This is a genomic window from Halomonas saccharevitans (genome assembly GCF_032333995.1).
Taxonomy (GTDB): domain Bacteria; phylum Pseudomonadota; class Gammaproteobacteria; order Pseudomonadales; family Halomonadaceae; genus Halomonas; species Halomonas saccharevitans.
Window position 1 is genome coordinate 125,750 of record NZ_JAVXUR010000004.1, and the last position, 24,435, is coordinate 150,184.

The window sequence follows — 24,435 nt, forward strand, 5'->3', positions numbered from 1 at the left end:
CTGCTAATCTGTCAGAGATGATCGGTTGGCGTCGGGGCGGTGGTGCTCCGTGGAGTGCGCTCGCCGAGCATCCCCTCTTGCCAAGCGCCGCGAGGTCATCATGAACCAAACACGCTGTGTTCCTTTGTTGCGTGCCGGCATTGGCGCTGTTCTTCTCTTCGTACTGGAGCCCCATGGCGTCCTTGCTCAGGAGCTCACCGTCACCGATCTCGGTACGCTCGGCGGCAGCGAGTCCTTCGCCGTCGATGTCTCCCAAGGAGGAGCCGTCGTCGTCGGCGATAGCGACACGGGGATGGGGACACGGGCCTTCCGCTGGACGAAAGACGGCATGATGCAGGATCTGGGCACGTTGCCGGGCGGAACGTCCTCCTCGGCAGAAGGGGTCTCTGCCGACGGTGCCGTGATTGTCGGAACGAGCCGGAATGCCGACGGGAGTCAGGCCTTCCGCTGGACGGCTACCGGCGGCCTGGAAGACCTGGGCAGTCTCGGCGGCGATTTCACCGCGGCCAGCGGCGTCTCGGCCGACGGCAGCGTGGTCGTGGGGTTCAGCGGCACACCTGCCAACGTCGACCGCGCGTACCGCTGGACCGCTGCCAGCGGCATGGTGGATCTTGGCACTCTGGGGGGAGCGTTCTCCTTCGCCAACGATGTATCGGCCAACGGCGCCGTGATCGTTGGCCAAAGCGAGCGGGCGAATGGCGATTTCATCGGGTTTCGCTGGACGGCCTCCGAGGGCATGCAAGACCTCGGTTCCCTGGGCGGCAGCTTCTCGTCGGCAACGGCTGTGTCCGGCGACGGCATCGTGATCGTCGGTTTCAGCCTGACGGCCAGCGATGACGATCGCGCTTTCCGCTGGACCGAGGCGCAGGGCATGCAGAGCCTCGGCGTCTTGCCCGGCGACACCGACTCCCTCTCTTTTGGCGTGTCGGACGACGGCGCGGTCATCGTTGGTGAGAGCTTTTCCTCGGGCAGTGATAGCCGCGCCTTTCGTTGGACGGAAGCGGAGGGCATGCAGGATATCGGAACCCTCGGCGGGGATACCGCCGTCGCCAGTGCCGTCTCCGGCGATGGTTCCGTCATCGTTGGCCGCAGCACCACCGCGAGCGGCGACGAGCGTGCCGCGCTGTGGAAGTTCAGCGATGAGCCTCCGGAGTCACCGGTGATCATCGATGTCGCCAGTACGCTCCGAAGCGTAGCGGCGCTGGCGAATGACGCCTTTGCGGTGATGGAGTTGCGCCGGCGTGATCTCAACACGCTGCAAAATAGTTGCCGTGTCTCCCGCGCCGGGGACGTCTGCTATTCGGCGGCGACGGACGTGAGCGGTGTCGACGGCAATACCGATGCGCTAGGCAGCGTGACGGTCGGCTACGGGCTTACGGATCGGCTGTCGGCAGGCGTCACCCTGGGCCATGCCCTGTGGGAGGATCTGCCCAGCAGTGTCGATCGCGGTGACGGCAATATCGGTGGCGGCGTATACGTGCAGTGGCACGACACCGGGGCAGCGGCGGCTCGGTACCTTCGCGGCAGTCTCTCGTCGAACCGTTACGACGTGGACACCGCCCGTCAGGACTTAGGCTTTACCGAAGCCGCGACGGGCGATAGCCGTATCGAAGGCTGGAGCGCCGCCGTTGAGCTTGGTCAGTCGCATCCGCTCGACGGCCGGTCGCACGTTGGCTATTACGGCGGTCTGCGGCATGGCGACCTGAAGATGCGCGCCTTTACCGAGCGCAAGGCGGCGTTTCCGTTTCGCTACGCCGAGACGACGCAAGCGCCTTCGCGGGAGCTCGGTACGCCATGCCGCTGTCAGATGCGGTGCAGTGGTCGGTCGATGCCGAAATCGAGCAGGATCTGGCGCACGATGATCCCACCCTCATCGCCTCCGCGGACTACATCGGCACCGTGACGTTCGACGCGGATACCGAGCAAACGCGAGGCGTGCTATCCACCCGCGTGACCTATGCCGTCAACGATCGCCTCCACCTGTCAGTCACGCCCTATGTGGCGCGCACAGCGTTGGACGATACCGCCGTGGGCAGCGTGTTCGCCATCGAAGGACGGTTCTGATGCGCGATGGGTATCCCTTCGGCCTTAGCCTGCCGCACAGGGGCCCTGTCGGCGTTTGGGCCAGAGGGCGCGGGCATCATGCCCGGGCGGCGTAGGCGAAGAGCAGGGTCTCCTGGGCGCTGATCGGCGCGGCACCGCCGGCCTGCTGCTTGACGTAGAGGCCGTCGCTGCCGAGCAGCCAGCTCTGGCAGTTGTCCACCAGGTAGGTCTCGAGGTCCTTGCGGACCCGGGCGGCGAGTTTATTGTCCAGCAGCGGAAAGCAGGTCTCCACCCGGTGGAACATGTTGCGCGCCATGAAGTCGGCGCTGGAGCCCCAGGTCTCGGACTTGCCGTCGTTGTGGAAGTGGAAGACGCGCGTGTGCTCCAGGAAACGACCGATCACCGAACGCACCCGGATGGTCTCGGAGATGCCCGGCAGCCCCGGGCGCAGGCAGCACATGCCGCGGATGATCAGATCGCACTCCACCCCCGCCCGGGACGCTCGGTAGAGCGCCTGGATCAGCTTGGGTTCGGTGAGCGAGTTGCACTTGATGATCAGGTGGGCGCGCTTGCCCTTGCGGGCATGTTCGGCCTCGCGGTCGATGCGCGCCACCATCTGCTCGTGCAGGGTGAAGGGCGCGTGCAGCAGCTTTTCGATATGCCGGGCCCGGCCCATGCCGGTGAGCTGCTGGAAGACCTTGTGCACGTCGGCGCAGAGCACCGGGTCGGCGGTGAGCAGGCTGTAGTCGGTGTAGAGCCGGGCGGTCTTGGAGTGGTAGTTGCCGGTGCCCAAGTGGGCGTAGTGGCGCAGCCGGCCCCGTTCGCGGCGCACGATGTGCATCATCTTGGCGTGGGTCTTGTAGGCCATCACGCCGTAGATGACGATGGCGCCGGCCTCCTGCAGACGCGAGGCCAGCGCCAGGTTGTCGGCCTCGTCGAAGCGCGCCCGCAGTTCGATCACTACCGTGACTTCCTTGCCGTTGCCGGCGGCCTCCACCAGGGCGTTGACGATGGGGGAGTCGGCGCCGGTGCGATAGAGGGTCTGCTTGATGGCCAGCACGTCCGGGTCGCGGGCGGCCTCGCCGAGCATCTTCTCCACCGGCGTGAAGGACTGGAAGGGGTGGTGCAGCAGGATGTCGCCCTCGGCGATCACGCCGAGCAGGCTGTCGGCCTTGAGCAGCGACTTGGGCAGGCCCGGCGTGAAGGGGCGGTAGAGCAGCTCGGGGCGCTCCACGGCATCGAGCACCGACATCATGCGCGTCAGGTTCACCGGGCCATCGACCCGATACAGATCGGTCTCCTCGAGCTGGAACTGGCGCAGCAGGAAGTCGGCGAGATCGTCGGGGCAGTTGTCGGCCACTTCCAGGCGCACCCCGCTGCCGTAGCGGCGCGACAGCAGCTCGCCGCGCAGCGCCGAGGCGAGGTCGGAGACCTCCTCGGGGTCCACGGACAGGTCGGCGTTGCGGGTCAGGCGGAACTGGTAGCAGCCGAGCACCGTCATGCCGGGGAAGACCTCCTCGGCGTGAGCATGCATCATCGACGACAGGAAGACGTATTCACTGAAGCCCTCCGCGCAAAGCGTCTCGGGCAGGGCGATCACCCGCGGCAGCGAGCGCGGCGCCGGCAGGATGGCCAGGCCCCCCTCGCGGCCGAAGGCGTCCTTGCCCTCGAGCTGGACGATGAAGTTGAGGCTCTTGTTGACCAGCCGCGGGAAGGGGTGAGAGGGGTCCAGGCCGATGGGGCTGACCACCGGGATGATCTCGGTGGCGAAATACTCCTGCACCCAGGCGCGCTGGGCCTCGGTCCAGTCGCCGCGGCGGCGAAAGCGCAGCCGCTGGGCCTCCAGGGCGGGGATCAGGACCTCGTTGAGGATCTGGTACTGGCGCGTCACCTGCTCGTGGGCGATCCGCGCGATCTCGGCCAGCACCGAGCGGGGCGAGCGGCCGTCGGCGCCGGTGGATTCGTCGCCCAGCAGCACCTGGTGCTTCAGGCCGGCCACGCGGATCTCGAAGAACTCGTCCAGGTTCGACGAGAAGATCAGCAGAAACATCAGCCGGTTGAGCAGCGGGTGGGCCTCGTCGAGGGCCTGCTCCAGCACCCGGACGTTGAACTGCAGGTGCGAGAGCTCCCGGTTGAAGTAGAGGCCGGGGTCGGTGAGGTCAGCCTCCGGGTCCGGCAGGGCCTTGGGCTTGATGCCGGTGCGGGTCTGGTTCAGGCGCGGGGCGGGCGGCTCGGGCAGTTCGCCGCCCTGGGCAGGATGGTCCGCATCGTGGCGGGGGATGGGGTCGCGCGTCTCTTCCATGGGAGCTCCCTGTCAGCGTGCGGAAGGGGCGCGACCCTCCCGTTGACTAGCGTGCGAGCAGCCGCGCTGCCCGCTTGGCGAAGTAGGTGAGCACGCCGTCGGCGCCGGCGCGCTTGAAGCAGAGCAGCGACTCGAGGATGACCGCGTCCGCCTCCAGCCAGCCGTTCTCGAAGGCGGCCATGTGCATGGCGTACTCGCCGCTCACCTGGTAGGCGAAGGTGGGCACCTTCAGTTCGTCCTTCACCCGACGCACCACGTCCAGGTAGGGCATGCCGGGCTTGATCATCACCATGTCGGCGCCCTCGGCCAGGTCCAAAGCCACCTCGTGCAGCGCCTCGTCACCGTTGCCCGGATCCATCTGGTAGGTGGTCTTGTCCGCCTTGCCCAGGTTGCCGGCGGAGCCCACGGCGTCGCGGAAGGGGCCGTAGTAGCGCGAGGCATACTTGGCGCTATAGGCCATGATTCGCGTGTTGACCAGCGCTTCCTGCTCCAGCACCCGGCGGATCGAGCCGATGCGCCCATCCATCATGTCCGAGGGGGCCACCACGTCGGCGCCGGCCTCGGCGTGGGAGAGCGCCTGCTTGATCAGGGTGGCCACGGTGCGATCGTTGTGCACGTAGCCGGCCTCGTCGAGGATCCCGTCCTGGCCGTGGCTGGTGTAGGGGTCCAGCGCCACGTCGGTGATGACGCCGAGCTCGGGAAGCGCCGCCTTGAGGGCCCGCACGCTGCGTTGCACCAGGCCCGCGGCGTTGTAGGACTCCTCGGCAAGCTCGCTCTTGAGCTCGGTGCCGACCACCGGGAACAGCGCGATGGCCGGAATGCCGAGCTCATGGGCCTCGCGGGCCTCCTCGATCAGCAGATCGATCGAGAGGCGCTCCACCCCGGGCATCGAGGGCACCGCCTCGCGCTGGCCCTCACCCTCCAGCACGAAGACCGGCCAGATCAGGTCGGCGGCGGTCAGGGTGTGCTCGCGCATCAAGCGGCGCGAGAAGTCGTCGCGGCGCATGCGGCGCGGGCGGGAGGTCGGGAACTGGCGTGGGGTCATGAAACTCAAGGCGTCTCTCCGGCAGTGGGATCTGGGCCGCCACGCTACGATAGTGGCGGCGCAAGATGACGAAACGATGACATGGGGTCGACTGCCTCCGAGTATATCAGTGTCGACAGGCGTCGAAAGTCGCGCCTTGTCGCACCCCCGCCGACTCTCTAAAGTGAAGGCCTTGTGATTTCAGGGCCTGGCGTCGCCAGGCGCCTACCTTCAAGGAGACAGGCATGAGCAAACAGGTGGCGGTGATCCTCTCGGGGTGTGGAGTGCAGGACGGGTCCGAGATCTACGAGACCACCCTGACCCTGCTGCGCCTCGATCAGCTGGGCCTGGGCTATCGCTGCTTCGCCCCGGACATCGAGCAGCACCACGTCATCGATCATCGTCACGGCGCACCGGTCGAGGGTGAGACCCGCAACGTGCTGACCGAGTCGGCGCGCCTGGCGCGCGGCGAGATATTTCCTCTCGATGAGCTCGAGGCCGACGAGTTCGACGCGGTGATCCTGCCCGGCGGCTTCGGCGTCGCCAAGAACCTCTCGGACTTCGCCGTGGCCGGCGATGGCCTGCAGGTGATCGAGGCGCTGACCGAGGCGCTGGCCGGCTTCCACCAGTCGCGCAAGCCGATCGGCCTGATGTGCATCAGCCCGGTGCTGGTGCCGCGCCTGCTCGGCCCGGGCATCGCCGTAACCGTGGGCAGCGATCCCGGCGTCGCCGGCGCGATCAGCGCCATGGGCGGCCTGCACCGCAGCTGCGGGGTGGGGGACATCGTGCTGGACTTCGAGAACCGGGTGGTGACCACCCCGGCCTACATGCTGGCGACCCGCATCAGCGAGGCCGCGACCGGCATCTTCAAGCTGGTCGATCGTATCGACGAGCTGATGGACCTGTAAGCGCCGAGCATCAAGCGCCGAGCGCCAAGGAAAACCCCCAGTCGGCGAAGTGCCGCTGGGGGTTTTTGCTGGAGTCATCATGCTGTGATGGCCGCTTGGCCGCGACGCTTACGGCTCGTCTTCTTCCCCGGTCTCCTTTTCCCGCTTGCGGCGCACCAGCCGGCCGAACAGCAGGCCGACCTCATAGAGCAGGTACATCGGCACCGCCAGCAGGCTCTGGGAGACGACGTCCGGCGGCGTCAGCAGCATGCCGATGACGAAACAGCCAAGCACCACGTAGGGGCGCTTCTTCGACAGGCTCTCCACCGTGGTGGCGCCCGAGAGGATCAGCAGGAAGGTGGCGATGGGGATCTCGAAGGCCACGCCGAAGGCGAAGAACAGCTTGAGGACGAAGTTCAGGTACTGGTTGATGTCGGTCATCACCGCCACGTTCTCCGGCCCGGTCTGGGTGAAGAACTGGAACAGCAGCGGGAAGACCACGTAGTAGGCGAAGGCGGCGCCGCCGTAGAAGAGCGCAATGCTGGAGGCCAGGATCGGCAGGGCCAGCGCCTTCTCGTTGTCATAGAGCCCCGGCGCCACGAAGGCCCAGGCCTGATGCAGCACGTAGGGGATGGCGGCGAACACCGCCACCACCAGGGTCAGCTTGAAGGGCGCGAGGAAGGGCGAGGCGACCTCGGTGGCGATCATCTGCGAGCCTTCCGGCAGCAGCGCCATCAGCGGTTGGGCGACGAACGAGTAGATGTCGTTGGCGAAGGCATAGAGCCCGAGAAAGATCACCAGGATCGCAACCACCGCGCGCATCAGCCGCGAGCGCAGCTCGATGAGGTGCTCGATCAGCGGGGCCTGGTTCTGTTCCTGGGGATCACCGGTCTTGCTCATCGGGAGGCGGAATCCTTGTCGGCGGTGGAGGCATCGGCGGAGCGCGGGTGATCATCGTCTTCGCTGCCCGAGCGGGCCCGGGCCAGGGCGTCGTCGAGGCGCTTCTCGGCGGGCGCGGCCTTGCTGTGCGAGCTCGAGGTGGACGTACCGCCGTCGTCCTCGGCGATGCTCTCCACGCCCCGCTTGACCTGCTGGACGCCCTCGTCGAGCTTCTTCTGCTGCTCGTTGAGCTTCTGGCGCAGCTCCTCGGCCTCGAGCTGGGCGCTGATCTCGCTCTGCATGCCCGAGACCGTGCGCTTGATCTTGCCGATCCACAGCCCCAGGGTGCGCGCGGCCTTGGGCAGGCGCTCGGGACCGAGCACCAGCAGGCCCACCACGCCGATGATCATCAGTTCGAGAAAGCCCATATCGAACATGGCGGTTTACTTGCGCTCTTCCGAGTCCTCGGCCTTCTTCTCGGCCTTGACGTCGTAGGTGTTGACCCCCTCGTCGTCATGGCTGACGCGGGCCTGGGGATCGTCCGCCTGCTCGTCCTCGTCTTTCTCGCCCTTCTCCTCGTCGTGCATGGCCTTCTTGAAGCCCTTCACGGCGCCGCCCAGGTCGCCGCCGACGTTGCGCAGCTTCTTGGTGCCGAAGATCAGGATGATGATGCCGAGAACGATCAGCAGCTGCCAGATACTGATACCACCTAACATAGTTGCTTCCTCAGGTTGGGGCTCCGGGGGAGGCCCGGAAGGGCCAGTTGACGCTATGGTTGCCGTGCGGCCTTCTCGTCGTGTCCCGAGACACCGAAGCGGCGGGCCAGCTCATCCAGGACCGTCCCGTGGTCGAGGCCCAGGTGCGAGAGCATCACCAGGCTATGAAACCACAAGTCGGCCGTTTCGGCGATCAACGCCTGTTGCGCCGCCGCGTCGCCGCGCTCGGCATCCTTGGCCGCCAGCAGCGTCTCGGTGGCTTCCTCGCCAAGCTTCTCGAGGATCTTGTTGAGCCCCTTGTGATGCAGGGCGGCCACGTAGGAGCTGTCGGGATCGGCCTGGCGGCGCTGTTCGAGCACGTCGTGCAGTCGGTCCAGTATATCGCTCATGGGGCAGGGTTCCATTGCTTGAGGTCAGTTCCAGGCCAGTAGCAGCACGCCGAGGCCGGCGGCGGCGAGCGCCGGCCAGGGCTGGCCGGCGGCCCACTCGTAAAGCGGCTGCCAGGCCAGCGCGGCGACGATCAGCAGTAGGCCCAGGCGCAGCCGCCGATGACGACCGCCCTGGCGCGTCAGCTGGCGGGAGATATCGCCCATCGCGGCCGACTGGCGACGGCGCTGGCGATGTTCCTGCTCGGCGCGAGACAGCGCCTGGTGGGCAAGCACCGGCAGCTCGGGCAGGTGGCGGGCAAGCTCGGGCGCCTGGCGCTTGAAGGACTCCAGTAGGCCGCGGGCTCCAGCGCGCTCCTTCATCCAGCGCTCCAGGAAGGGCTTGGCGGTGCTCCAGAGGTCGAGGTCGGGATAGAGCTGGCGCCCCAGTCCCTCGATGTTGAGCAGGGTCTTCTGCAGCAGCACCAGCTGGGGCTGGACCTCCATGTTGAAGCGGCGTGCGGTCTGGAAGAGCCCCAGCAGCACCTGGCCGAAGGAGATGTCCTTGAGCGGCTTCTCGAGGATCGGCTCGCACACCGTGCGCACCGCCGCGGCGAACTCGTTGGCGCGGGTCTCCTCGCCCACCCAGCCTGACTCGATGTGCAGGGCGGCCACCTCGTAGTAGTCCTGATGGAAGAAGGCCAGCAGGTTGCGTGCCAGGTAGTCCTGGTCCTCGCGGGTGAGGCTGCCGACGATGCCGCAGTCGATGGCGATGTACTGGGGATCTTCGGGGTGCTCGTAGGAGATGAAGATGTTGCCCGGGTGCATGTCGGCATGAAAGAAGTTATCGCGGAACACCTGGGTGAAGAAGATCTCCACGCCGCGCTCGGCGAGCTTCTTGAGGTCGGTGCCCTGGGCGATCAGCGCCGCGGTATCGGCCACCGGCACGCCGTAGATCCGCTCCTGGACCATCACCCGGCGGCGGGTCAGCTCCCAGTGGATGGCCGGCACGTAGAGCAGCGGCGAATTCTTGAAGTTGCGCTTGAGCTGGGAGGTGTTGGCGGCCTCCTTGGTCAGGTCGAGCTCGTCGAACAGCGTGGATTCGTAGTCGCGGACCACCTCCACGGGGCGCAGCCGGCGCGCCTCGGGGATCCGCGCCAGCACGCTGGCGAAGCGATACATCAGCGCCATGTCCTGGCGCATCACCCGCTCGATGCCCGGGCGGATGATCTTGACCACCACGGCCTCGCCGCCGTGCAGCCGCGCGGCATGCACCTGGGCGACGGAGGCCGAGGCCAGCGGCTCGGGCTCGAAGTTGGCGAAGGCCTCCTCCAGCGACATCTCGAGCTCCTCCTCGACCAGCGCCATGGCCTGGTGGCCGGGGAAGGGCGGCACCTGATCCTGGAGGCGCTTCAGCTCGTCGGCGATGTCCTCGGGCAGCAGGTCGCGCCGGGTCGAGAGCATCTGGCCGAACTTGACGAAAATCGGGCCCAGCGACTCCAGGGCCAGGCGCAGCCGCTCGCCCCGGGAGCGCTCGCCGATCGGCACCAGTCGCAGCGGCGAGATCGTGAACAGGGCTCTGAGCCACCAGGGCAGGCGCGCCAGGGGCAGCAGGGTATCGAGCCGGAAGCGGGTGATCACCCAGACGATGCGCGCCAGTCGCAGGATCATGAGGGCGCCTCCGCGGCGGCCAGGCGACGGCGCAGCCGGGCCAGGCGGGCCTCGAGGCGGTCGGTGGCGATCTCCAGTTCGGTCATGTGATCGCGCAGCGCCTCGAGCTGGTGGCGCCCCGGCAGCAGGCGCGCCTCCTCGAAGACGTACTCGCCGACGTCGGCGCAGAGCTCCTGGCGGGTGCGCAGCCCCCACTGGGAGAGGCTGCGCACGCCTTCGGCCAGGCTATGGGCGGGCATGTCGCCAAGCCAGCGGGCGAGCTCGCCCTCCCAGTCGAGATCGAGATCGAACAGCAGGTCGCGGGTCGCCTCGAGCAGGTGGGTGCGTCCGCGCACGGCGAGCTTGCCCTGGAACATCAGACGCTCGATGGAGGCGCCGCCGAGCAGCTCGCCGAGGGTCTCGGCATCCAGCTCGACCACCGCGTCGAAGCCCGCTTCGTCGAAGGCGGTCTCGTCGCTGTCTGTTTCGTCGGGCAGGTCGGGGCGCAGCAGGTCGATCCCCGCTGGATGGAAGTGCAGGGCCAGCGCCAGGGCGGGCCGCTCCAGGCGCAGCAGGATGCGCTGGCCGGCCAGCCGGGCCAGCCGCCCCGGGGCCGCGGGATCCCGGGCGAGCAGGGCGTTGAGGGTGCGTTCGAGACCGGCCAGCAGCAGAGTGGGAGATAGCGACATCATGCCCTCACAGCTTGATGCCGCGATGCAGGGCGACGATGCCCCCGGTGAGGTTGGTGTACTCGACCCGCTCGAGTCCCGCGCTCTCCATCATGGCCTTGAGGGTTTCCTGGTCGGGATGCATGCGGATCGACTCGGCCAGATAGCGGTAGCTCTCGCCGTCGCTTGCCACCAGCTCGCCGATCCTCGGCAGCAGGCGGAAGGAGTACTGGTCGTAGGCCTTGGAGAACAGCGGATTGCCCGGCTTGGAGAACTCCAGCACCAAAAGGCGCCCGCCCGGCTTGAGCACCCGCGCCATGGAGCGCAGGGCGGCATCCTTGTCGGTGACGTTGCGCAGGCCGAAGGCGATGGTGATGCAGTCGAAGCTGTTGTCGGGGAAGGGCAGGCACTCGGCGTTGGCCTGCACGTACTCGACGTTGCCACCGACGCCGTGGTCGATCAGCTTATCGCGACCGACCCGCAGCATGGATTCGTTGATGTCGGCCAGCACCACCCGGCCGCGCGGCCCCACCATGCGCGAGAACTTCTGCGTCAGGTCGCCGGTGCCGCCGGCGATGTCGAGCACGCTGTGGCCGGGGCGCACGCCGGAGCGTTCGATGGCCAGGCGCTTCCACAGGCGGTGGATGCCCAGCGACATCAGGTCGTTCATGATGTCGTAGCGCGCCGCGACCGAATGGAAGACATCGGCCACGCGAGAGGCCTTCTCCTCGACCGGGACGTCCTGATAGCCGAAGTGGGTGGTGTGCTTGTCACTGGCGCTCATGCCGTGGGGCTCCCGAATCGCTGCGGTGGGGGCGGGCCTGGCGGCCTCGCCGATGGGCGCCATTGTAGCCCTCCCCGATGACGATTGTCTTGACGGAGGCGGCTCCTGATGGAGACACGAGGGGCGCCGGGGGCAGGTCGTAGCGGAGGTCATTCGCCATGGATGGCGAATGTAGCGCCCAGGGAGGGGTTCACAGCGCCTCCGCGACGGTCCGGCGCCCCGGGGCCTGCCGCCGGATCAGCCCCGAGGGGCCGACGACCTTGGCCTCAGAGCTGCTTGATCTCGATGCCCAGCGGCTCCCGCGAGGCGCCCGCTTCCTCGAGCCGACGCAGGTAGTCGGCCCAGTTGGCCTCGCGGCGCCGGATCAGGTCGTAGAAATAATCCCAGCTGAACAGGCCGCTGTCGTGGCCGTCGTCGAAGTGCAGCTTCAGCGCGTAGCGCCCGGCCGGAGTGATGTTCGCAAGGCCGACGTCCTTCTTGCCCACCTGCAGGGTGGCGGAGTCCGGGCCGTGGCCGCGCACCTCGGCGGAGGGCGAGAAGACGCGCAGGTACTCCACCGAGAGCCGGTAGGACTCGCCCTCGGCATAGGTGAGTTCGAGCTCGCGCTCCTTGCGGTGGTAGTGCACGTTGGTGGGGATCGGGGCTGTCATGGCAAGGCTCCGCAGCAGCGTTGGCGGTGAGCGGCTGTACCGGTCACCGTTCGTGTCGGAGGCGCTGTGAACCCATCCTTGGGCGCTACATTTGCCTTCCCTGGCAAATGACCTCCTCGACGAGCGGTTCCCGGCGCCGCGCTACCCGTTGGCCCTCAGCGTAGGGCCGGGCTTACAGGATATACCGCGACAGGTCCTCGTCCATCGCCAGCTCGCCGAGCTGGGAGTCGACGTAGGCGGCATCGATCGAGAGCGGGCTGCCGAAGTCGCCGCCCGCGTAGGAGGCCTCCTCGAGCAGGCGCTCCATCACGGTGTGCAGGCGGCGCGCGCCGATGTTCTCGGTGCCCTCGTTGACCTTCCAGGCGATCTCGGCGATGCGCGCGATGCCGTCCTCGGTGAAGGCGACCTCGAGCCCCTCGGTGGCGAGCAGCGCCTGGTACTGCTTGGTCAGCGCGGCGGACGGCTCGGTCAGGATGCGCTGGAAGTCGTCCGGTGTCAGGGCGTTGAGCTCGACGCGGATCGGCAGGCGGCCCTGCAGCTCGGGGATCAGGTCCGACGGGCGCGACAGGTGGAAGGCGCCGGAGGCGATGAAGAGGATGTGGTCGGTCTTGACCATGCCGTACTTGGTGGAGACCGTGGAGCCCTCGATCAGCGGCAGCAGGTCGCGCTGCACCCCCTCGCGGGAGACCTCGCCGCCGCTGGACTGGCCGCTGCCCTTCGACACCTTGTCGATCTCGTCGAGGAAGACGATGCCGTTCTGCTCCACCGCCTCGATGGCGCGGCTCTTGATGTCGTCCTCGTTGACCAGCTTGCCGGCCTCCTCGTCACGCAGCAGGCCGAGGGCGTCCTTCACCGCGACGCGGCGTGTCTCGCTCTTCTGCTTGCCCATGCCGGCGAACAGGTTCTGCAGCTGGCTGGTCATCTCCTCCATGCCCGGCGGGGTGTTGATGTCCACGCCGGGGCCCTGGGGCGTGACCTCGATGTCGATCTCCTTGTCGTCGAGCTGGCCTTCGCGCAGCTTCTTGCGGAACAGCTGGCGGGTCGAGCTGTCCTGGCGCGGCTCGTCTTCCTGGCCGCGGGGCGGCGGCAGCAGGGCGTCGAGGACGCGCTCCTCGGCGGCGTCCTCGGCGCGATGCCCGACCTCTTCCTTGGCCTGCTCGCGGACCAGCTTGATGGCGGCCTCGGTCAGGTCGCGGATGATCGACTCGACGTCGCGGCCCACGTAGCCCACCTCGGTGAACTTGGTGGCCTCCACCTTGATGAAGGGGGCGCCGGCCAGCTTGGCCAGGCGGCGGGCGATCTCGGTCTTGCCAACGCCCGTGGGGCCGATCATCAGGATGTTCTTGGGCGTCACCTCGTGGCGCAGCTCGCCGTCGAGTTGCATGCGCCGCCAGCGGTTGCGCAGGGCCACGGCTACGGCGCGCTTGGCGTCCTGCTGGCCGACGATGTACTGGTCCAGGGCGTGGACGATCTCGCGGGGGGTCATCCGGGTCATGATCAGAGCTCTTCCAGCGTGACGTTGTGGTTGGTGAACACGCAGATGTCGCCGGCGATGGCCAGGGACTTCTCGGTGATCTCGCGGGCGGGCAGGTCGGTGTTCTCCAGCAGGGCGCGGGCCGAGGCCAGGGCGTAGTTGCCGCCGGAACCGATGGCGATGATGCCGCGCTCGGGCTCCACCACGTCGCCGTTGCCGGTGATGATCAGCGAGGCGTCCTTGTTGGCCACGGCGAGCAGAGCCTCGAGACGGCGCAGGGCGCGGTCGGTGCGCCAGTCCTTGGCCAGCTCCACGGCGGCCTTGACCAGGTTGCCCTGGTACTTCTCGAGCTGGGCCTCGAAGCGTTCGAAGAGGGTGAAGGCATCGGCGGTGCCGCCGGCGAAACCGGCCAGTACCTGGCCATGGTAGAGGCGACGCACCTTGCTGGCGTTGCCCTTCATCACGGTGTTGCCCAGCGAGACCTGGCCGTCACCGGCCAGCGCCACCTGGTCGCCGCGGCGCACGGAAACGATCGTGGTCATGGAGGGGACTCCTTGGGGGAGGGAAAAACTCCCGATGACTGGCGGCGCCTCGGTCGGACCGAGGCGCCGGGGTGAACTCAGGGGGAAGTGCGGGCGGGGGGCGCGGAATTCAACCTTGGTCGTGCCTCCGCGGCGGGCGCGTCAGTTCTGCAGCTGGATCAGCAGCGGCTCGATGCCCTGGGTGGTCATCAGGTCCTGGGCGCGGTTGAGCTCGCGCCGATCGCTGTAGGGGCCGACCTGGACGCGGTGCCAGGTGTCGCCGCCGCCGGTCTTGACCTCGCTGATCTTGGCCAGCAGGCCGAAGTCCTTGAGGCGACCGGCCAGCCGGTCGGCGTCGCTGGCCGCACGGAAGGAGGCGGCCTGCAATACGAAGCGGGCATCGCCGTCCGCGCTCGCTGTGGCCGGCTGCGATGCGCCATCGGCCTCCATGTTGGCGGCGATCACCCGGGCGATGGGGTCGTCGTCGGAGGTCTCTGCGGTCGGCTCGGGGGCCGTCGGCTCGGGGCGCGGTGGCGGGGTCGCCGTGGAGCTCGGCACCTTGCCGCCCGGGGCGATCACCTCGGATTCCGGCAGCAGGGTGTAGAACTCGAAGGTCGGCATCGGCGGCTCGTCGGGCGTCTCGGCGCTCGCCTCTTCCTTGGGCGCCTGGCGGCCCTCCGGTTGGGAGAGCACTTCCGCCAGCGGCGAATCGCCGTCCTGCCAGGGCGCGGTGCCGTGCTGATGCTGGGCCAGCAGGAAGCCGGCCACCAGGCCGATGAGTCCCCACAGCCATCCCGGCACGCCGCGGCGCGGGGGCGGAGCGGCGCGGCGGCGGGGCGTGCTGGTGGCGCCGCGCTTCTTGGCGGGCTGCTTCCGGGTGGCCATGGCTTACATCTCCTCGGGCGCGCCGACACCCATCAGGTCCAGGCCGTTGCGCAGTACCTGGCGGGTGGCCAGGCCCAGCGCCAGGCGGGCGTTGCGCGCGTCGTCGTCGTCGACCATCACCTTCACCGCGTTGTAACAGGTGTGGAAGTCGGCGGCGAGGTCGAGCAGGTACTGGGCGATCTGCTGCGGCTCGTGGGCGGCGGCGGCGTGGGCGACCACCTCGGGGTAGCGGGCCAGACGGTTGAGCACCGCCTTCTCCTGATCGCTGTCGAGCAGGGCGAGATGGGCCATGGCGAGCTCATGGTCGAACGCCTGGTCCTCGGCGTCGGCCTTGCGCAGCATGCTGCAGACTCGGGCGTGGGCGTACTGCACGTAGTAGACCGGGTTGTCGTTGGACTGCGAACGGGCCAGGTCGATGTCGAAGGTCAGCTGCGAGTCGGCGCGACGGGCGGCGAGGAAGAAGCGCGTGGCGTCGCGCCCCACTTCGTCGATCAGGTCGCGCACGGTGACGTAGCTGCCGGCGCGCTTGGAGAGCTTCACCTCGACGCCGGAGCGGGTGACCATCACCATCTGGTGCAGCACATAGTCGGGCCAGCCCTTCGGGATGCCGGCCTCGAGGGCCTGGAGGCCGGCGCGCACCCGGGTCACGGTGGAGTGGTGGTCGGCGCCCTGCTCGTTGATCACCGTCGTGAAGCCGCGCTGCCACTTGTCGAGGTGGTAGGCGACGTCGGGCAGGAAGTAGGTGTACTGGCCGTCGGACTTGCGCATCACGCGGTCCTTGTCGTCACCGAAGTCGGTGGTGCGCAGCCACAGGGCGCCGTCCTGTTCATAGGTGTGGCCCTTGTCGATCAGACGCTCGACCGTTTCCTCGACCTTGCCCTGCTCGTAGAGCGAGGATTCAAGGAAGTAGACGTCGAACTCGACGCCGAAGGCCTTGAGGTCCAGGTCCTGCTCGCGGCGCAGGTAGGCCACGGCGAAATCGCGGATGGCCTCGAGGTCGTCCGGGTCGCCTGAGCCGGTGACGTGGCGGTCGTCGGCATGAACGGTCTCGCCGGCCAGATAGCTGTTGGCGACGTCGATGATGTAGCCGCCGCGGTAGCCGTCCTCGGGCCAGCCTGCGTCGCTGGGATCGATGCCCTGCACCCGCGCCTGCACCGAGCGCGCCAGGTTGGCGATCTGGGCACCGGCGTCGTTGTAGTAGAACTCGCGGGTAACGTCATAGCCGGTGGCTTCCAGCAGCCGGCAGATGCAGTCGCCGATCGCCGCCCCGCGGCCGTGGCCGACGTGCAGTGGCCCGGTGGGGTTGGCGGAGACAAACTCGACCTGCACCTTCTGGCCCTTACCCGCCAGGTTTCGGCCGAAGGCGTCGCCGGCCTCGAGTACCTGGCGCACTACCTGGGCGGCGGCGTCGGTGGCGGCGAAGAAGTTGACGAAGCCGGGGCCGGCGATCTCGACCTTCTGCACGGCGTCGCTCTCGGGCAGCGCGGCGACCAGCGTCTCGGCCAGCTCGCGGGGCTTCTTCCCGGCCGGCTTCGCCAGCATCAGCGCCAGGTTGGTGGCGTAGTCGCCATGCGCCTTGTCGCGGGTCGGATCGACCTTGATGGTGGGGGCGATCTCGGCGGGCACGACGCCCTGTTGCCGGAGGTTGTCCAGGGCGCCCTCGAGCAGCGCGATGATGGTCTCTTTCATGGAAGTGTCCGGTGTCCTGTGGCGTGGGCGATGCGAAGCGACCGCCCGGGCGAGTCTGGGGCGCCATTATCGGCAATCGGCGCCGGGCTTTAAAGGTGTGGCGTCAGGCCAGTGTCTGCGGATCGATATCCAGCGACCATCTCACCCTCCGGGCCTCGGGGCGGGCCTCCAGCCAGGCGATCAACCAGGCCCCGGCCTCGTGGAGCCGACTGCGGCGCTCGGCGGAGAGCATCAGCTGCAGGTGATAGCGGTTCTGGCGGCGCTCCATGGGCGCCGGCACCGGTCCCAGGCAGTCGACCTCGAGGCCGCGCTCGACGAGCCAGGCGCGCAGCGCCTCAGCCGCCAGGCCGCCGAGCTCGACCACGGCCGCCTCGTTGGGCGCCTCCAGGCGCAGCAGGGCCAGGAAGCGGAAGGGTGGCAGCTGGGCGGCCCGGCGCTCGTCGAGCAGCTGGGCGGCCAGGGCGTCGTAGCCGGCATCGGCGAGCAGGCGCAGGTGCGGGTCGTCGGTATGCATCGTCTGCACCAGCACCCGGCCGGGATGGGCGGCGCGGCCGGCGCGTCCCGCCACCTGCTCGAGCAGCTGGGCGCTGTGCTCGAGTGCCCGGAAGTCGCTGGCATAGAGGCCGGCGTCGGCGTTGACCACCACGACCAGGGTGACATGGGGCAGATGATGGCCCTTGGCCAGCATCTGGGTGCCCACCAGCAGGCAGGGCTCGCCGCGGCGCACCTCGGCGAGCACCTGCTCCAGGGCGTCGCGTCGCCGGGTGCTGTCGCGGTCGATGCGGTGCACCGGCGTTTCGGGGAAGAGCGCCGCCAGGGTCTCCTCGGTGCGCTCGGTGCCGCTGCCCAGCGGGCGCAGGTCGATGCTCTGGCACTCGGGGCAGGCGTCAGGCAGGGCGCGGCGGCGGTCGCAGTGGTGGCAGGCCAGCAGCGGCGGCTGGCGGTGCAGAGTCATGCGGGCATCGCAGTGGTCGCACTCGGCCAGCCAGCCGCAGGCGTGGCAGGCGAGCGTCGGGGCGAAGCCGCGGCGGTTGATGAAGACCAGCACCTGATGGCCGGCGGCCAGCGTCTCGCCGATGGTCTCGATTACCGGCGGGATCAGCCCGGCCCGGCGCTGGCGCCCGCGCAGGTCGGTAAGTTCGAGGCGTGCCGGGGCATAGCGGCTGGCGCGCCGCGTCAGGCGCAGGTGACGGTAATCGCCGGCCTGGGCGCGCTGCAGGGTCTCCAGCGACGGCGTGGCCGTGCCCAGCAGCAGCGGGATGCGGTGATGGTGGGCGCGGGCCACGGCGAGGTCGCGGGCGTGGTAGCGCAGCCCGTCCTGCTGCTTGAAGGAGCCGTCATGCTCCTCGTCGACGATGATCACTCCCGGGCGTGCCAGCGGCGTGAAGATCGCCGAGCGGGTGCCGATGACGATCGGGGCCCGGCCGCTGGCGGCCGCCTCCCAGGCATCCAGGCGCTCGTGGTCGGTGAGCCCCGAGTGCAGCGCCACCACCGGCACCCGAAAGCGGCTGCGAAAGCGCGCCAGGGTCTGGGGCGTCAGGCCGATCTCGGGGACCAGCACCAGCGCCTGGCGGTGACGCCCGATGACGGCCTCGATGAGCTGCAGGTAGACCTCGGTCTTGCCGCTGCCGGTGACGCCATGCAGCAGGCAGGGGTGGAAGGCGTCGAGGCGCTCGTGCAGGGCGCCCAGCGCCGCGGCCTGTTCACCGTTGAGGGGGAGGGCGGGCTCGGCCAGCAGCTGGCCGTCGTCGCTCGGCGCGCTGGCCGAGAGCGGCTCCTCATGGCGCACCACCAGGCCCTTGTCGACCAGCGCGCGCAGCTGCTCGCGGGTGAACGACTGGGCGAGGATCGCCTGACTGGCCAGGCCGTGGGGGTGCTGGCGCAGCATGGCGAGCAGCTCGGCCTGGCGAGGCGCCCGGGCGAGGCCCGGCGGTTCGTGCTGCTCGCCCGCCGATGTCACGCACCAGCGCTCGCGGGTGCGTGAGGCCAGCGCGCGCCCCTGGCGCAGCAGCACTGGCATGGCCTGCTGCAGGGTGTCGCCGAGGGCGTGCTGATAGTAGCGGGCGGTGAAGCGGCACAGCCACAGCCAGTCGGCCGGCAGCGGCGCCTCGTCGAGGCAGGCGTCCACCGGCTTGAGGCGCGAGAGCGGCAGCTCGCTGGTGTGGCGGCACTCCGCCACGACGCCGACGACGCTGCGCCGGCCGAACGGTACCCGCACCCGCAACCCTGGCTGCCAGCCGCCGGGGGGCGCGGCGCGGCCGGGGAGGTAGTCGAACAGGCGGCGCAGCGGCGAGGGCACCGCCACGCCGAGCACCCGGGGCGCGGGGGGATGGGGGGAATCGGGCAATTGGCCTCCGGCGTCGGCTCTGCTAGAATACTTCGCCGCTGCGGACACCTTGGGTGCCTGGCGGTAACCGGTTCGCATGTACAGACAACCCGTATGCGGTGCCTGGCAGAAGATCAGGTGGCGGCATACAGCTTCGTGAGGCTCAAGATGAAACAAGGTATCCACCCGGATTACAAGGCAGTCAACGTGACCTGCTCCTGCGGCGCCTCCTTCGAGGTCGGCTCCACCTCTGGCCACGACTTCTCGCTGGACGTCTGCTCGCAGTGCCATCCGTTCTACACCGGCAAGCAGAAGCAGGCGACCACCGGCGGTCGCGTCGAGCGCTTCAACAAGCGCTTCGGTGCCGCTATCAAGCGCTGAGCCGACCGGCACATCGCTGACTCGAGAAACCCGCCCGCCGAGGCGGGTTTCTTCGTGTCTGGCCCTGCCAACGGCGGCAGCTGCCCGTGCCGTCGCCACGATAAGGAAAACGTTATGGTTGGAGCGTTCAGCCATAAGTTTCGACAAATGGCCGGAAACGTCTTCAAACGAGGCGGGAACGGGTTGGATATTGTGTGAGTTGAGGGCTCCGGAATTCTTGTATACACTAGCTGGCCCATCATCGGCTACCGGATACTCTCAGCATGACGGACGCGAAGAAGCAGGCGGCGCTGGATTACCACGCGAAACCTTTCCCCGGGAAGCTCTCGGTGGAGCTCACCAAGCCCACCGCCAGCGCTCGGGACCTGTCCCTGGCCTACAGCCCCGGGGTCGCAGAGCCGGTGCGCGAGATCGCCAATGATCCGGAGAACGCCTATCTCTATACCGGCAAGGGCAACCTGGTCGCGGTGATCTCCGATGGCAGCGCCATCCTCGGGCTCGGCAACCTGGGTCCCCTGGCGAGCAAGCCGGTGATGGAGGGCAAGGGCGTGCTGTTCAAGCGCTTCGCCGGCATCAACTCGGTGGACGTCGAGGTCAATGCCGAGAGCCCGCAGGCCTTCATCGACACCGTGGCGCGCATCGCCGATACCTGGGGTGGCATCAACCTCGAGGACATCAAGGCGCCCGAGTGCTTCGAGATCGAGCAGGCGCTGGTCGAGCAGTGCAGCATCCCGGTCTTCCATGATGACCAGCACGGCACCGCCATCGTCACCGCCGCGGGCATGCTCAACGCCCTGGATATCGCCGGCAAGTCGCTGGACAGCGCCCGCATCGTCTGCCTGGGCGCCGGCGCGGCCGCCATTGCCTGCATGAAGTTGCTGGTCGCCTGCGGCGCGCATCCCGAGAACATCGTGATGCTCGACCGCAAGGGCGTGATCCACAGCGGCCGCGAGGACCTGAACCAGTACAAGGCGATGTTCGCCGTGGAGACGGACAAGCGCACCCTGACCGATGCCATCGACGGCGCCGACGTCTTCGTCGGCCTCTCCGGCCCCGGCCTGATGAGCGCCGAGCATATCCGCAGCATGGCCCCCAACCCGGTGGTCTTCGCCTGCACCAACCCGGATCCCGAGATCCATCCCGACCTGGCCCGCGAGATTCGCCCGGATGTGATCATGGCCACCGGTCGCTCCGACTATCCGAACCAGGTCAACAACGTGCTGGGCTTCCCATTCATCTTCCGCGGGGCGCTCGACGTGCGCGCCACCCGCATCAACGAGGAGATGAAGGTCGCCGCCGTCCATGCGCTGAAGGATCTGGCCCGCGAGCCGGTGCCCCAGGCGGTGCTGGAGGCCTACGAGATGGACGAGATGACCTTCGGGCCGAACTACATCATCCCCACCCCGGTAGACATCCGCCTGCTGGAGCGGGTGCCGGCGGCCGTGGCCCAGGCGGCGGTCGACTCCGGGGTGGCGCGCAAGCCCTATCCCTCCCACTATCCGCTGCGCTCCGCTGAGGACGTCTACGGCATCTGAGCCGCCGACGCTTCCGCGCTGCATGACGACGCCGGCCCTCGGGCCGGCGTCGTCGTTTCTGGGCAATGGGCTGCCGGGATGCGGTCTACCAGTTGTAGAGCAGGGAGGCCGAGGTGGTGCGATCGGTGCGAGCCTCGGCGTCCTCGGGCGGGCGCGAGGTGTCCTTGATCTCGTGGGAAAGCTTCAGGGCCAGGTGGGCGTTGAGGCGCGCGGTGAGCGAAGTCAGCGAGCGAGAGGTGACGTTGGCGTCGGTGGCTTCCACCGAGAGCTCCTGCCCGAGACTGGCGGTCTCCGAGAAGTCCCAGGCATAGGCCAGGGCGCCGTAGACCACGCCCAGCGACTCGTCTTCCCTGTCCACGATGCGATCGTAGCGATAGCCCGGTCCGGCCTCCAGCGAGAGCTGCTGACGTGCGTCGTCGAGCAGGTCGCGGCCATAGCCACCGATGGCGGTGAACTGCTGCTCGTAGCCGCTGAAGCGATCGCGGTCCCAGCGGGCGAAGCCGAACGCGTAGTGGGGCCCCTCGAGCTCAAAGCGCTCGCGGCCGGCGACCAGGTACTGTTCGGCGCTGGTCTCGCCGTCGCGGGAGACGTTGCGCACCTCGCCGCGCAGGGTGTGCGTCCATCTTCCCGTCAGCCAGGTGAGTCGGCCCTTGGCGATCAAGGTCTGACTGTTGGTGTTGCCCGACAGGTGGGTATAGCCCAGCTCGGCGCTGCCGGTGAGTCCCTCAGGGTGCTCCTCGGGCGGGGGTGGCGGCGCGTAGAAGGGGCTGGCCTGAGCGGCGCCGGCGATCGCCAGCAGCCCACCGAAGGCTAGCCAACGAGGCAGCCGGAAGGAGGAGGATGGGTACGACATGGTCAATCTCTGGGGGTGCCGCTGTCGGCGTCTGCCGACAGGGCGGCATCGATGCAAAGGGTGGGGCGGCCTGGCGGCCGCCCGAAGCGGAGAGGCGGTGGCGGCCTAGAAGATGGCCTCGTAGGCGCCAGTGCCCTGGGAGCCGCTCTCGCGCTCGACCTCCTGCTCGACCCGGCGTGGCTGGAAGCCAGGCAGGTGGTCGACCATGAACAGTTCCTCGATGCCGCCGCTCTGTCCTTCGCGCAGGCGACGACCGGTGTCGGGGTCGATTCGCTCGCTCACCACGCCCCTGGGCCGCTCTGGCCAGCTTTCGGGCTGCCCGTTCAGGGCCTGGCCCATGAAATCCATCCAGATCGGCAGGGCGACCTGCGAGCCGTACTCGGCGGTGCTCTCGTTGTTGTCCTTGCCCACCCAGGTGGTGGCCACGAGATCGCTGTTGAAGCCGGCGAACCAGGCGTCCCGCTGATCGTTGGTGGTGCCGGTCTTGCCGACGATATCGCCACGCTCCAGGGCCAGGGCGCGGCGCGCGGTGCCGCGCTCGACCACGTCGCGCAGCATGTCGCGCAGGATATAGACGGCCGCCGGGTCGGCCACGCGGGGCGCTACCTCGTAGGTCTCGCCGTCGCGCTCGACCATGATCTGACCGTCGCTGCAGTCGCGGCAGGCGACGCGCGGCGAGGCCTCGTCGACGACGGAGGTGTCCTCGTCATCGCCACGGGTCACCCGGTCGATGAACCAGGGGGAGACCTGAAAGCCGCCGTTGGCCAGCACCGCATAGGCGTTGGTCATCTCCAGCGGCGTCAGGCTGGCGCTGCCCAGCGCCAGCGAGAGGCCGCGCGGCAGCTGGTCGGGATCGAGGCCGAAGCCCTCGAGGAATTCGATGGTGCGCTCCAGGCCCAGCGACTGCAGCACGCGAATGGTGACCAGGTTGCGCGAGCGTGCCAGGGCGGTCCTGAGTCGGGTCGGGCCGAGGAAGTCGCCGCTGGAGTTGGAGGGGCGCCACAGCTCGTCGCTGCCGTCCTGCAGTACCACCGGGGCGTCGTTGACCACGCTCGCCGGGTTCATCTCGCCGCTGTTGATCGCCGCGAGGTAGACGAACGGCTTGAAGATCGAGCCGGCCTGTCGGCGCGCCTGGGTGGCGCGGTTGAACTTGCTGGCGTCGAAGTCGAAGCCGCCCTGAAGGGCCAGGATGGCGCCGGTGTCGGGCTCCATCACCACCAGCGAGCCCTCGGCCTCGGGGCGCTGGGAGAGCCGCCAGCTGTCGTCCTCGTTCTCGAGGATGCGCACCAGCGAACCGCGCTCGGCGATGTCGTCGGCCGAATTCGGTGGCGTGCCGCGGCTGTAGGGGCTCAAGTAGGGATCCGCCCACTCCAGACCGTTCCAGGGCAGGGTGATGAGCCTGCCGCCGCGCGCCAGGACGCGCATCTCGCGGCCCTCGCTCTCGACCACGATGGCGGGCTTGAGCGGACCAAAGGCGGGCGTGCGCTCGAGCACCTGCAGCCAGTTGCTGACGTCGCCCTCGATGCCCTCGATCTCGGTCTGGCTGCGTTCGGCGGCGCGCCGTGCGGTCTGCATGATCTCCGGCGACTCGGCTAGCTCCTCCTCGAGCCCCTCGCGGTCGGTGCGCTCCTGGGCCTCGGCCAGGCTGCGCGGAATGTCGGTCTGCTCCGGGCCGCGCCAGCCGTGGCGGGTATCGTACTCGATCAGGCCGTTCGCCAGGGCGCGCCCGGCCAGCGGCTGCAGCTCGCTGTCCAGGGTGGTGTGGATGCGATAGCCGCCGGTATAGGCCCGGTCGCCATAGCGTTCGATGGCGAACTGGCGCGCCATTTCGGCCACGTAGTCGGCCTCCACCTCGACCTGGGCCAGGTGGCGGCGGGCGGTGACCGGCGCCTGTACGGCCTCCTCGTAGGCGGCCTCGTCGATGTAGCCCAGCTCGCGCATCCGAAACAGGATCCAGTTGCGGCGAATCAGCGCGCGTTCGGCGTTGGCCAGCGGATTGAAGGCCGACGGCGCCTTGGGCAGGCCGGCGATCATCGCCTTCTCGGCCAGGGTCAGTTCGCTCAGTGGCCGGTCGTAGTAGACCTCGGAGGCCGCCGCGATACCGTAGGCCCGATTGCCGAGATAGATCTTGTTGACGTAGAGCTCGAGGATCTCCGGCTTGGAGAGGATCTGCTCCATCTGCAGCGCCAGCAGGATCTCGCGGATCTTGCGGGTGAAGGTCTGATCCAGCGTGAGCAGATAGTTGCGCGCCACCTGCATGGTGATCGTCGAGCCGCCGGACTGAATATCGCCGCCACTCGCCGCCAGCTCCACCGCGGCCCGCAGCAGGCCCTTCGGGTCGACGCCGGCATGGTCGAAGTAGGTCGCGTCCTCGGCCGCCAGCAGGGCGTCGATCAGCTCCTCGGGGATCTCGGCATATTCCACCGGGGTACGGCGCTCCTCGCCGAACTCGCCGATCAGCTTGCCGTCGCGGGTGAAGATACGCAGCGGCGTCTGCAGCTCGAAGCCCTGCAGCTGGCGCACGTCGGGCAGGCCGGGGGCGAAGTAGAGCGCGGCACCCACCACGCCCAGCACGCCGGCGGCGGACAGTGAGACCAGCAGCCAGAGGACGGAAACGACCAGGGTTCTAAGAAACTTCATGAAAATGCGGTATCCATGCTGGGAACGGGGGCGGAGTGGTGGCGATGCAATGGGCCTTCCCTCGCGGCGGCCATTATAGGAAGACGAGGGAGAGGTCACCAGCGTTGACGCCTGGCGACACCGCTGATCGTGTGAGATTCGGCAATATCATGTAATGTGCGAT

21 protein-coding genes are annotated in these 24,435 nt (G+C 68.4%); 4 read left to right on the forward strand and 17 right to left on the reverse strand.

The window, feature by feature from the left end:
- Positions 1-100: 100 nt before the first annotated feature.
- Entirely contained in the window at positions 101-1,903 is a 1,803-nt protein-coding gene (locus tag RSO68_RS11065; protein WP_315586632.1) for a hypothetical protein, read from the forward strand.
- Positions 1,904-2,140: 237 nt separating this feature from the next.
- On the opposite strand, the gene ppk1 is transcribed toward RSO68_RS11065, so the two are convergent.
- Both ppk1 and hemB read right to left on the reverse strand, forming a co-directional pair.
- Positions 2,141-4,345 (reverse strand): polyphosphate kinase 1, encoded by a 2,205-nt coding sequence (gene ppk1 / locus RSO68_RS11070; RefSeq protein WP_315586633.1) that lies wholly within the window; start codon positions 4,343-4,345, stop codon positions 2,141-2,143.
- A 46-nt stretch (positions 4,346-4,391) separates the two neighbouring features.
- Entirely contained in the window at positions 4,392-5,390 is a 999-nt protein-coding gene (hemB, locus tag RSO68_RS11075; RefSeq protein WP_390882404.1) for a porphobilinogen synthase, read from the reverse strand.
- 224 nt (positions 5,391-5,614) lie between these two features.
- Between hemB and elbB the strand changes: the two genes are divergently transcribed.
- A complete protein-coding gene (gene elbB, locus RSO68_RS11080) occupies positions 5,615-6,277 on the forward strand; it encodes an isoprenoid biosynthesis glyoxalase ElbB (protein WP_315586634.1) in 663 nt (220 codons plus the stop codon).
- A 108-nt stretch (positions 6,278-6,385) separates the two neighbouring features.
- Here the strand turns inward: elbB and tatC are convergent, their stop codons facing one another.
- The 13 genes from tatC to RSO68_RS11145 form a co-directional block, all read right to left on the reverse strand.
- Positions 6,386-7,156, reverse strand: coding sequence for a twin-arginine translocase subunit TatC (gene tatC / locus RSO68_RS11085; RefSeq protein ID WP_315586635.1), 771 nt, complete (start codon positions 7,154-7,156; stop codon positions 6,386-6,388).
- A complete protein-coding gene (gene tatB, locus RSO68_RS11090) occupies positions 7,153-7,572 on the reverse strand; it encodes a Sec-independent protein translocase protein TatB (protein ID WP_089850313.1) in 420 nt (139 codons plus the stop codon). The genes tatC and tatB overlap by 4 nt, the downstream gene beginning before the upstream one ends.
- A 6-nt stretch (positions 7,573-7,578) precedes the next feature.
- A complete protein-coding gene (tatA, locus tag RSO68_RS11095) occupies positions 7,579-7,851 on the reverse strand; it encodes a Sec-independent protein translocase subunit TatA (protein ID WP_315586636.1) in 273 nt (90 codons plus the stop codon).
- A 53-nt stretch (positions 7,852-7,904) separates the two neighbouring features.
- Positions 7,905-8,240, reverse strand: coding sequence for a phosphoribosyl-ATP diphosphatase (locus RSO68_RS11100; RefSeq protein WP_089850317.1), 336 nt, complete (start codon positions 8,238-8,240; stop codon positions 7,905-7,907).
- Between the two features lie 24 nt (positions 8,241-8,264).
- Positions 8,265-9,887, reverse strand: a complete 1,623-nt coding sequence (gene ubiB, locus RSO68_RS11105; RefSeq protein WP_315586637.1) for a ubiquinone biosynthesis regulatory protein kinase UbiB — start codon at positions 9,885-9,887, stop codon at positions 8,265-8,267.
- Positions 9,884-10,555 carry a ubiquinone biosynthesis accessory factor UbiJ gene (locus tag RSO68_RS11110; protein WP_089850320.1) on the reverse strand — a complete coding sequence of 224 codons (672 nt, stop codon included), beginning with the start codon at positions 10,553-10,555 and terminating at the stop codon, positions 9,884-9,886. Before RSO68_RS11110 ends, ubiB begins: the two co-directional genes overlap by 4 nt.
- A gap of 7 nt (positions 10,556-10,562) precedes the next feature.
- Positions 10,563-11,318 (reverse strand): bifunctional demethylmenaquinone methyltransferase/2-methoxy-6-polyprenyl-1,4-benzoquinol methylase UbiE, encoded by a 756-nt coding sequence (gene ubiE / locus RSO68_RS11115; protein WP_089850332.1) that lies wholly within the window; start codon positions 11,316-11,318, stop codon positions 10,563-10,565.
- Positions 11,319-11,584: 266 nt separating this feature from the next.
- Positions 11,585-11,968: a DUF971 domain-containing protein gene (locus RSO68_RS11120; protein WP_315586638.1), complete on the reverse strand. Its 384-nt coding sequence runs from the start codon at positions 11,966-11,968 to the stop codon at positions 11,585-11,587.
- A 172-nt stretch (positions 11,969-12,140) separates the two neighbouring features.
- Positions 12,141-13,463, reverse strand: coding sequence for an ATP-dependent protease ATPase subunit HslU (gene hslU, locus RSO68_RS11125; RefSeq protein ID WP_315586639.1), 1,323 nt, complete (start codon positions 13,461-13,463; stop codon positions 12,141-12,143).
- 2 nt (positions 13,464-13,465) lie between these two features.
- Positions 13,466-13,984: an ATP-dependent protease subunit HslV gene (gene hslV, locus RSO68_RS11130; RefSeq protein WP_089848480.1), complete on the reverse strand. Its 519-nt coding sequence runs from the start codon at positions 13,982-13,984 to the stop codon at positions 13,466-13,468.
- 141 nt (positions 13,985-14,125) lie between these two features.
- Entirely contained in the window at positions 14,126-14,848 is a 723-nt protein-coding gene (locus RSO68_RS11135) for an SPOR domain-containing protein (protein WP_089848481.1), read from the reverse strand.
- Positions 14,849-14,851: 3 nt separating this feature from the next.
- Positions 14,852-16,537 carry an arginine--tRNA ligase gene (argS, locus tag RSO68_RS11140; RefSeq protein WP_315586640.1) on the reverse strand — a complete coding sequence of 562 codons (1,686 nt, stop codon included), beginning with the start codon at positions 16,535-16,537 and terminating at the stop codon, positions 14,852-14,854.
- A 103-nt stretch (positions 16,538-16,640) separates the two neighbouring features.
- Positions 16,641-18,884: a primosomal protein N' gene (locus RSO68_RS11145; protein ID WP_315586641.1), complete on the reverse strand. Its 2,244-nt coding sequence runs from the start codon at positions 18,882-18,884 to the stop codon at positions 16,641-16,643.
- 147 nt (positions 18,885-19,031) lie between these two features.
- On the opposite strand from RSO68_RS11145, the gene rpmE reads away from it, so the two are divergent.
- Positions 19,032-19,244: a 50S ribosomal protein L31 gene (gene rpmE, locus RSO68_RS11150; protein WP_089848581.1), complete on the forward strand. Its 213-nt coding sequence runs from the start codon at positions 19,032-19,034 to the stop codon at positions 19,242-19,244.
- Positions 19,245-19,507: 263 nt separating this feature from the next.
- Entirely contained in the window at positions 19,508-20,779 is a 1,272-nt protein-coding gene (locus RSO68_RS11155) for a malic enzyme-like NAD(P)-binding protein (RefSeq protein ID WP_089848484.1), read from the forward strand.
- 85 nt (positions 20,780-20,864) lie between these two features.
- Here RSO68_RS11155 and RSO68_RS11160 read toward each other — a convergent pair whose 3' ends face one another.
- Together RSO68_RS11160 and RSO68_RS11165 are read right to left on the reverse strand one after the other, a co-directional pair.
- Positions 20,865-21,632 carry a DUF481 domain-containing protein gene (locus RSO68_RS11160; protein WP_315586643.1) on the reverse strand — a complete coding sequence of 256 codons (768 nt, stop codon included), beginning with the start codon at positions 21,630-21,632 and terminating at the stop codon, positions 20,865-20,867.
- Positions 21,633-21,737: 105 nt separating this feature from the next.
- A complete protein-coding gene (locus RSO68_RS11165) occupies positions 21,738-24,272 on the reverse strand; it encodes a penicillin-binding protein 1A (protein ID WP_315586644.1) in 2,535 nt (844 codons plus the stop codon).
- Between the last annotated feature and the right edge of the window lie 163 nt (positions 24,273-24,435).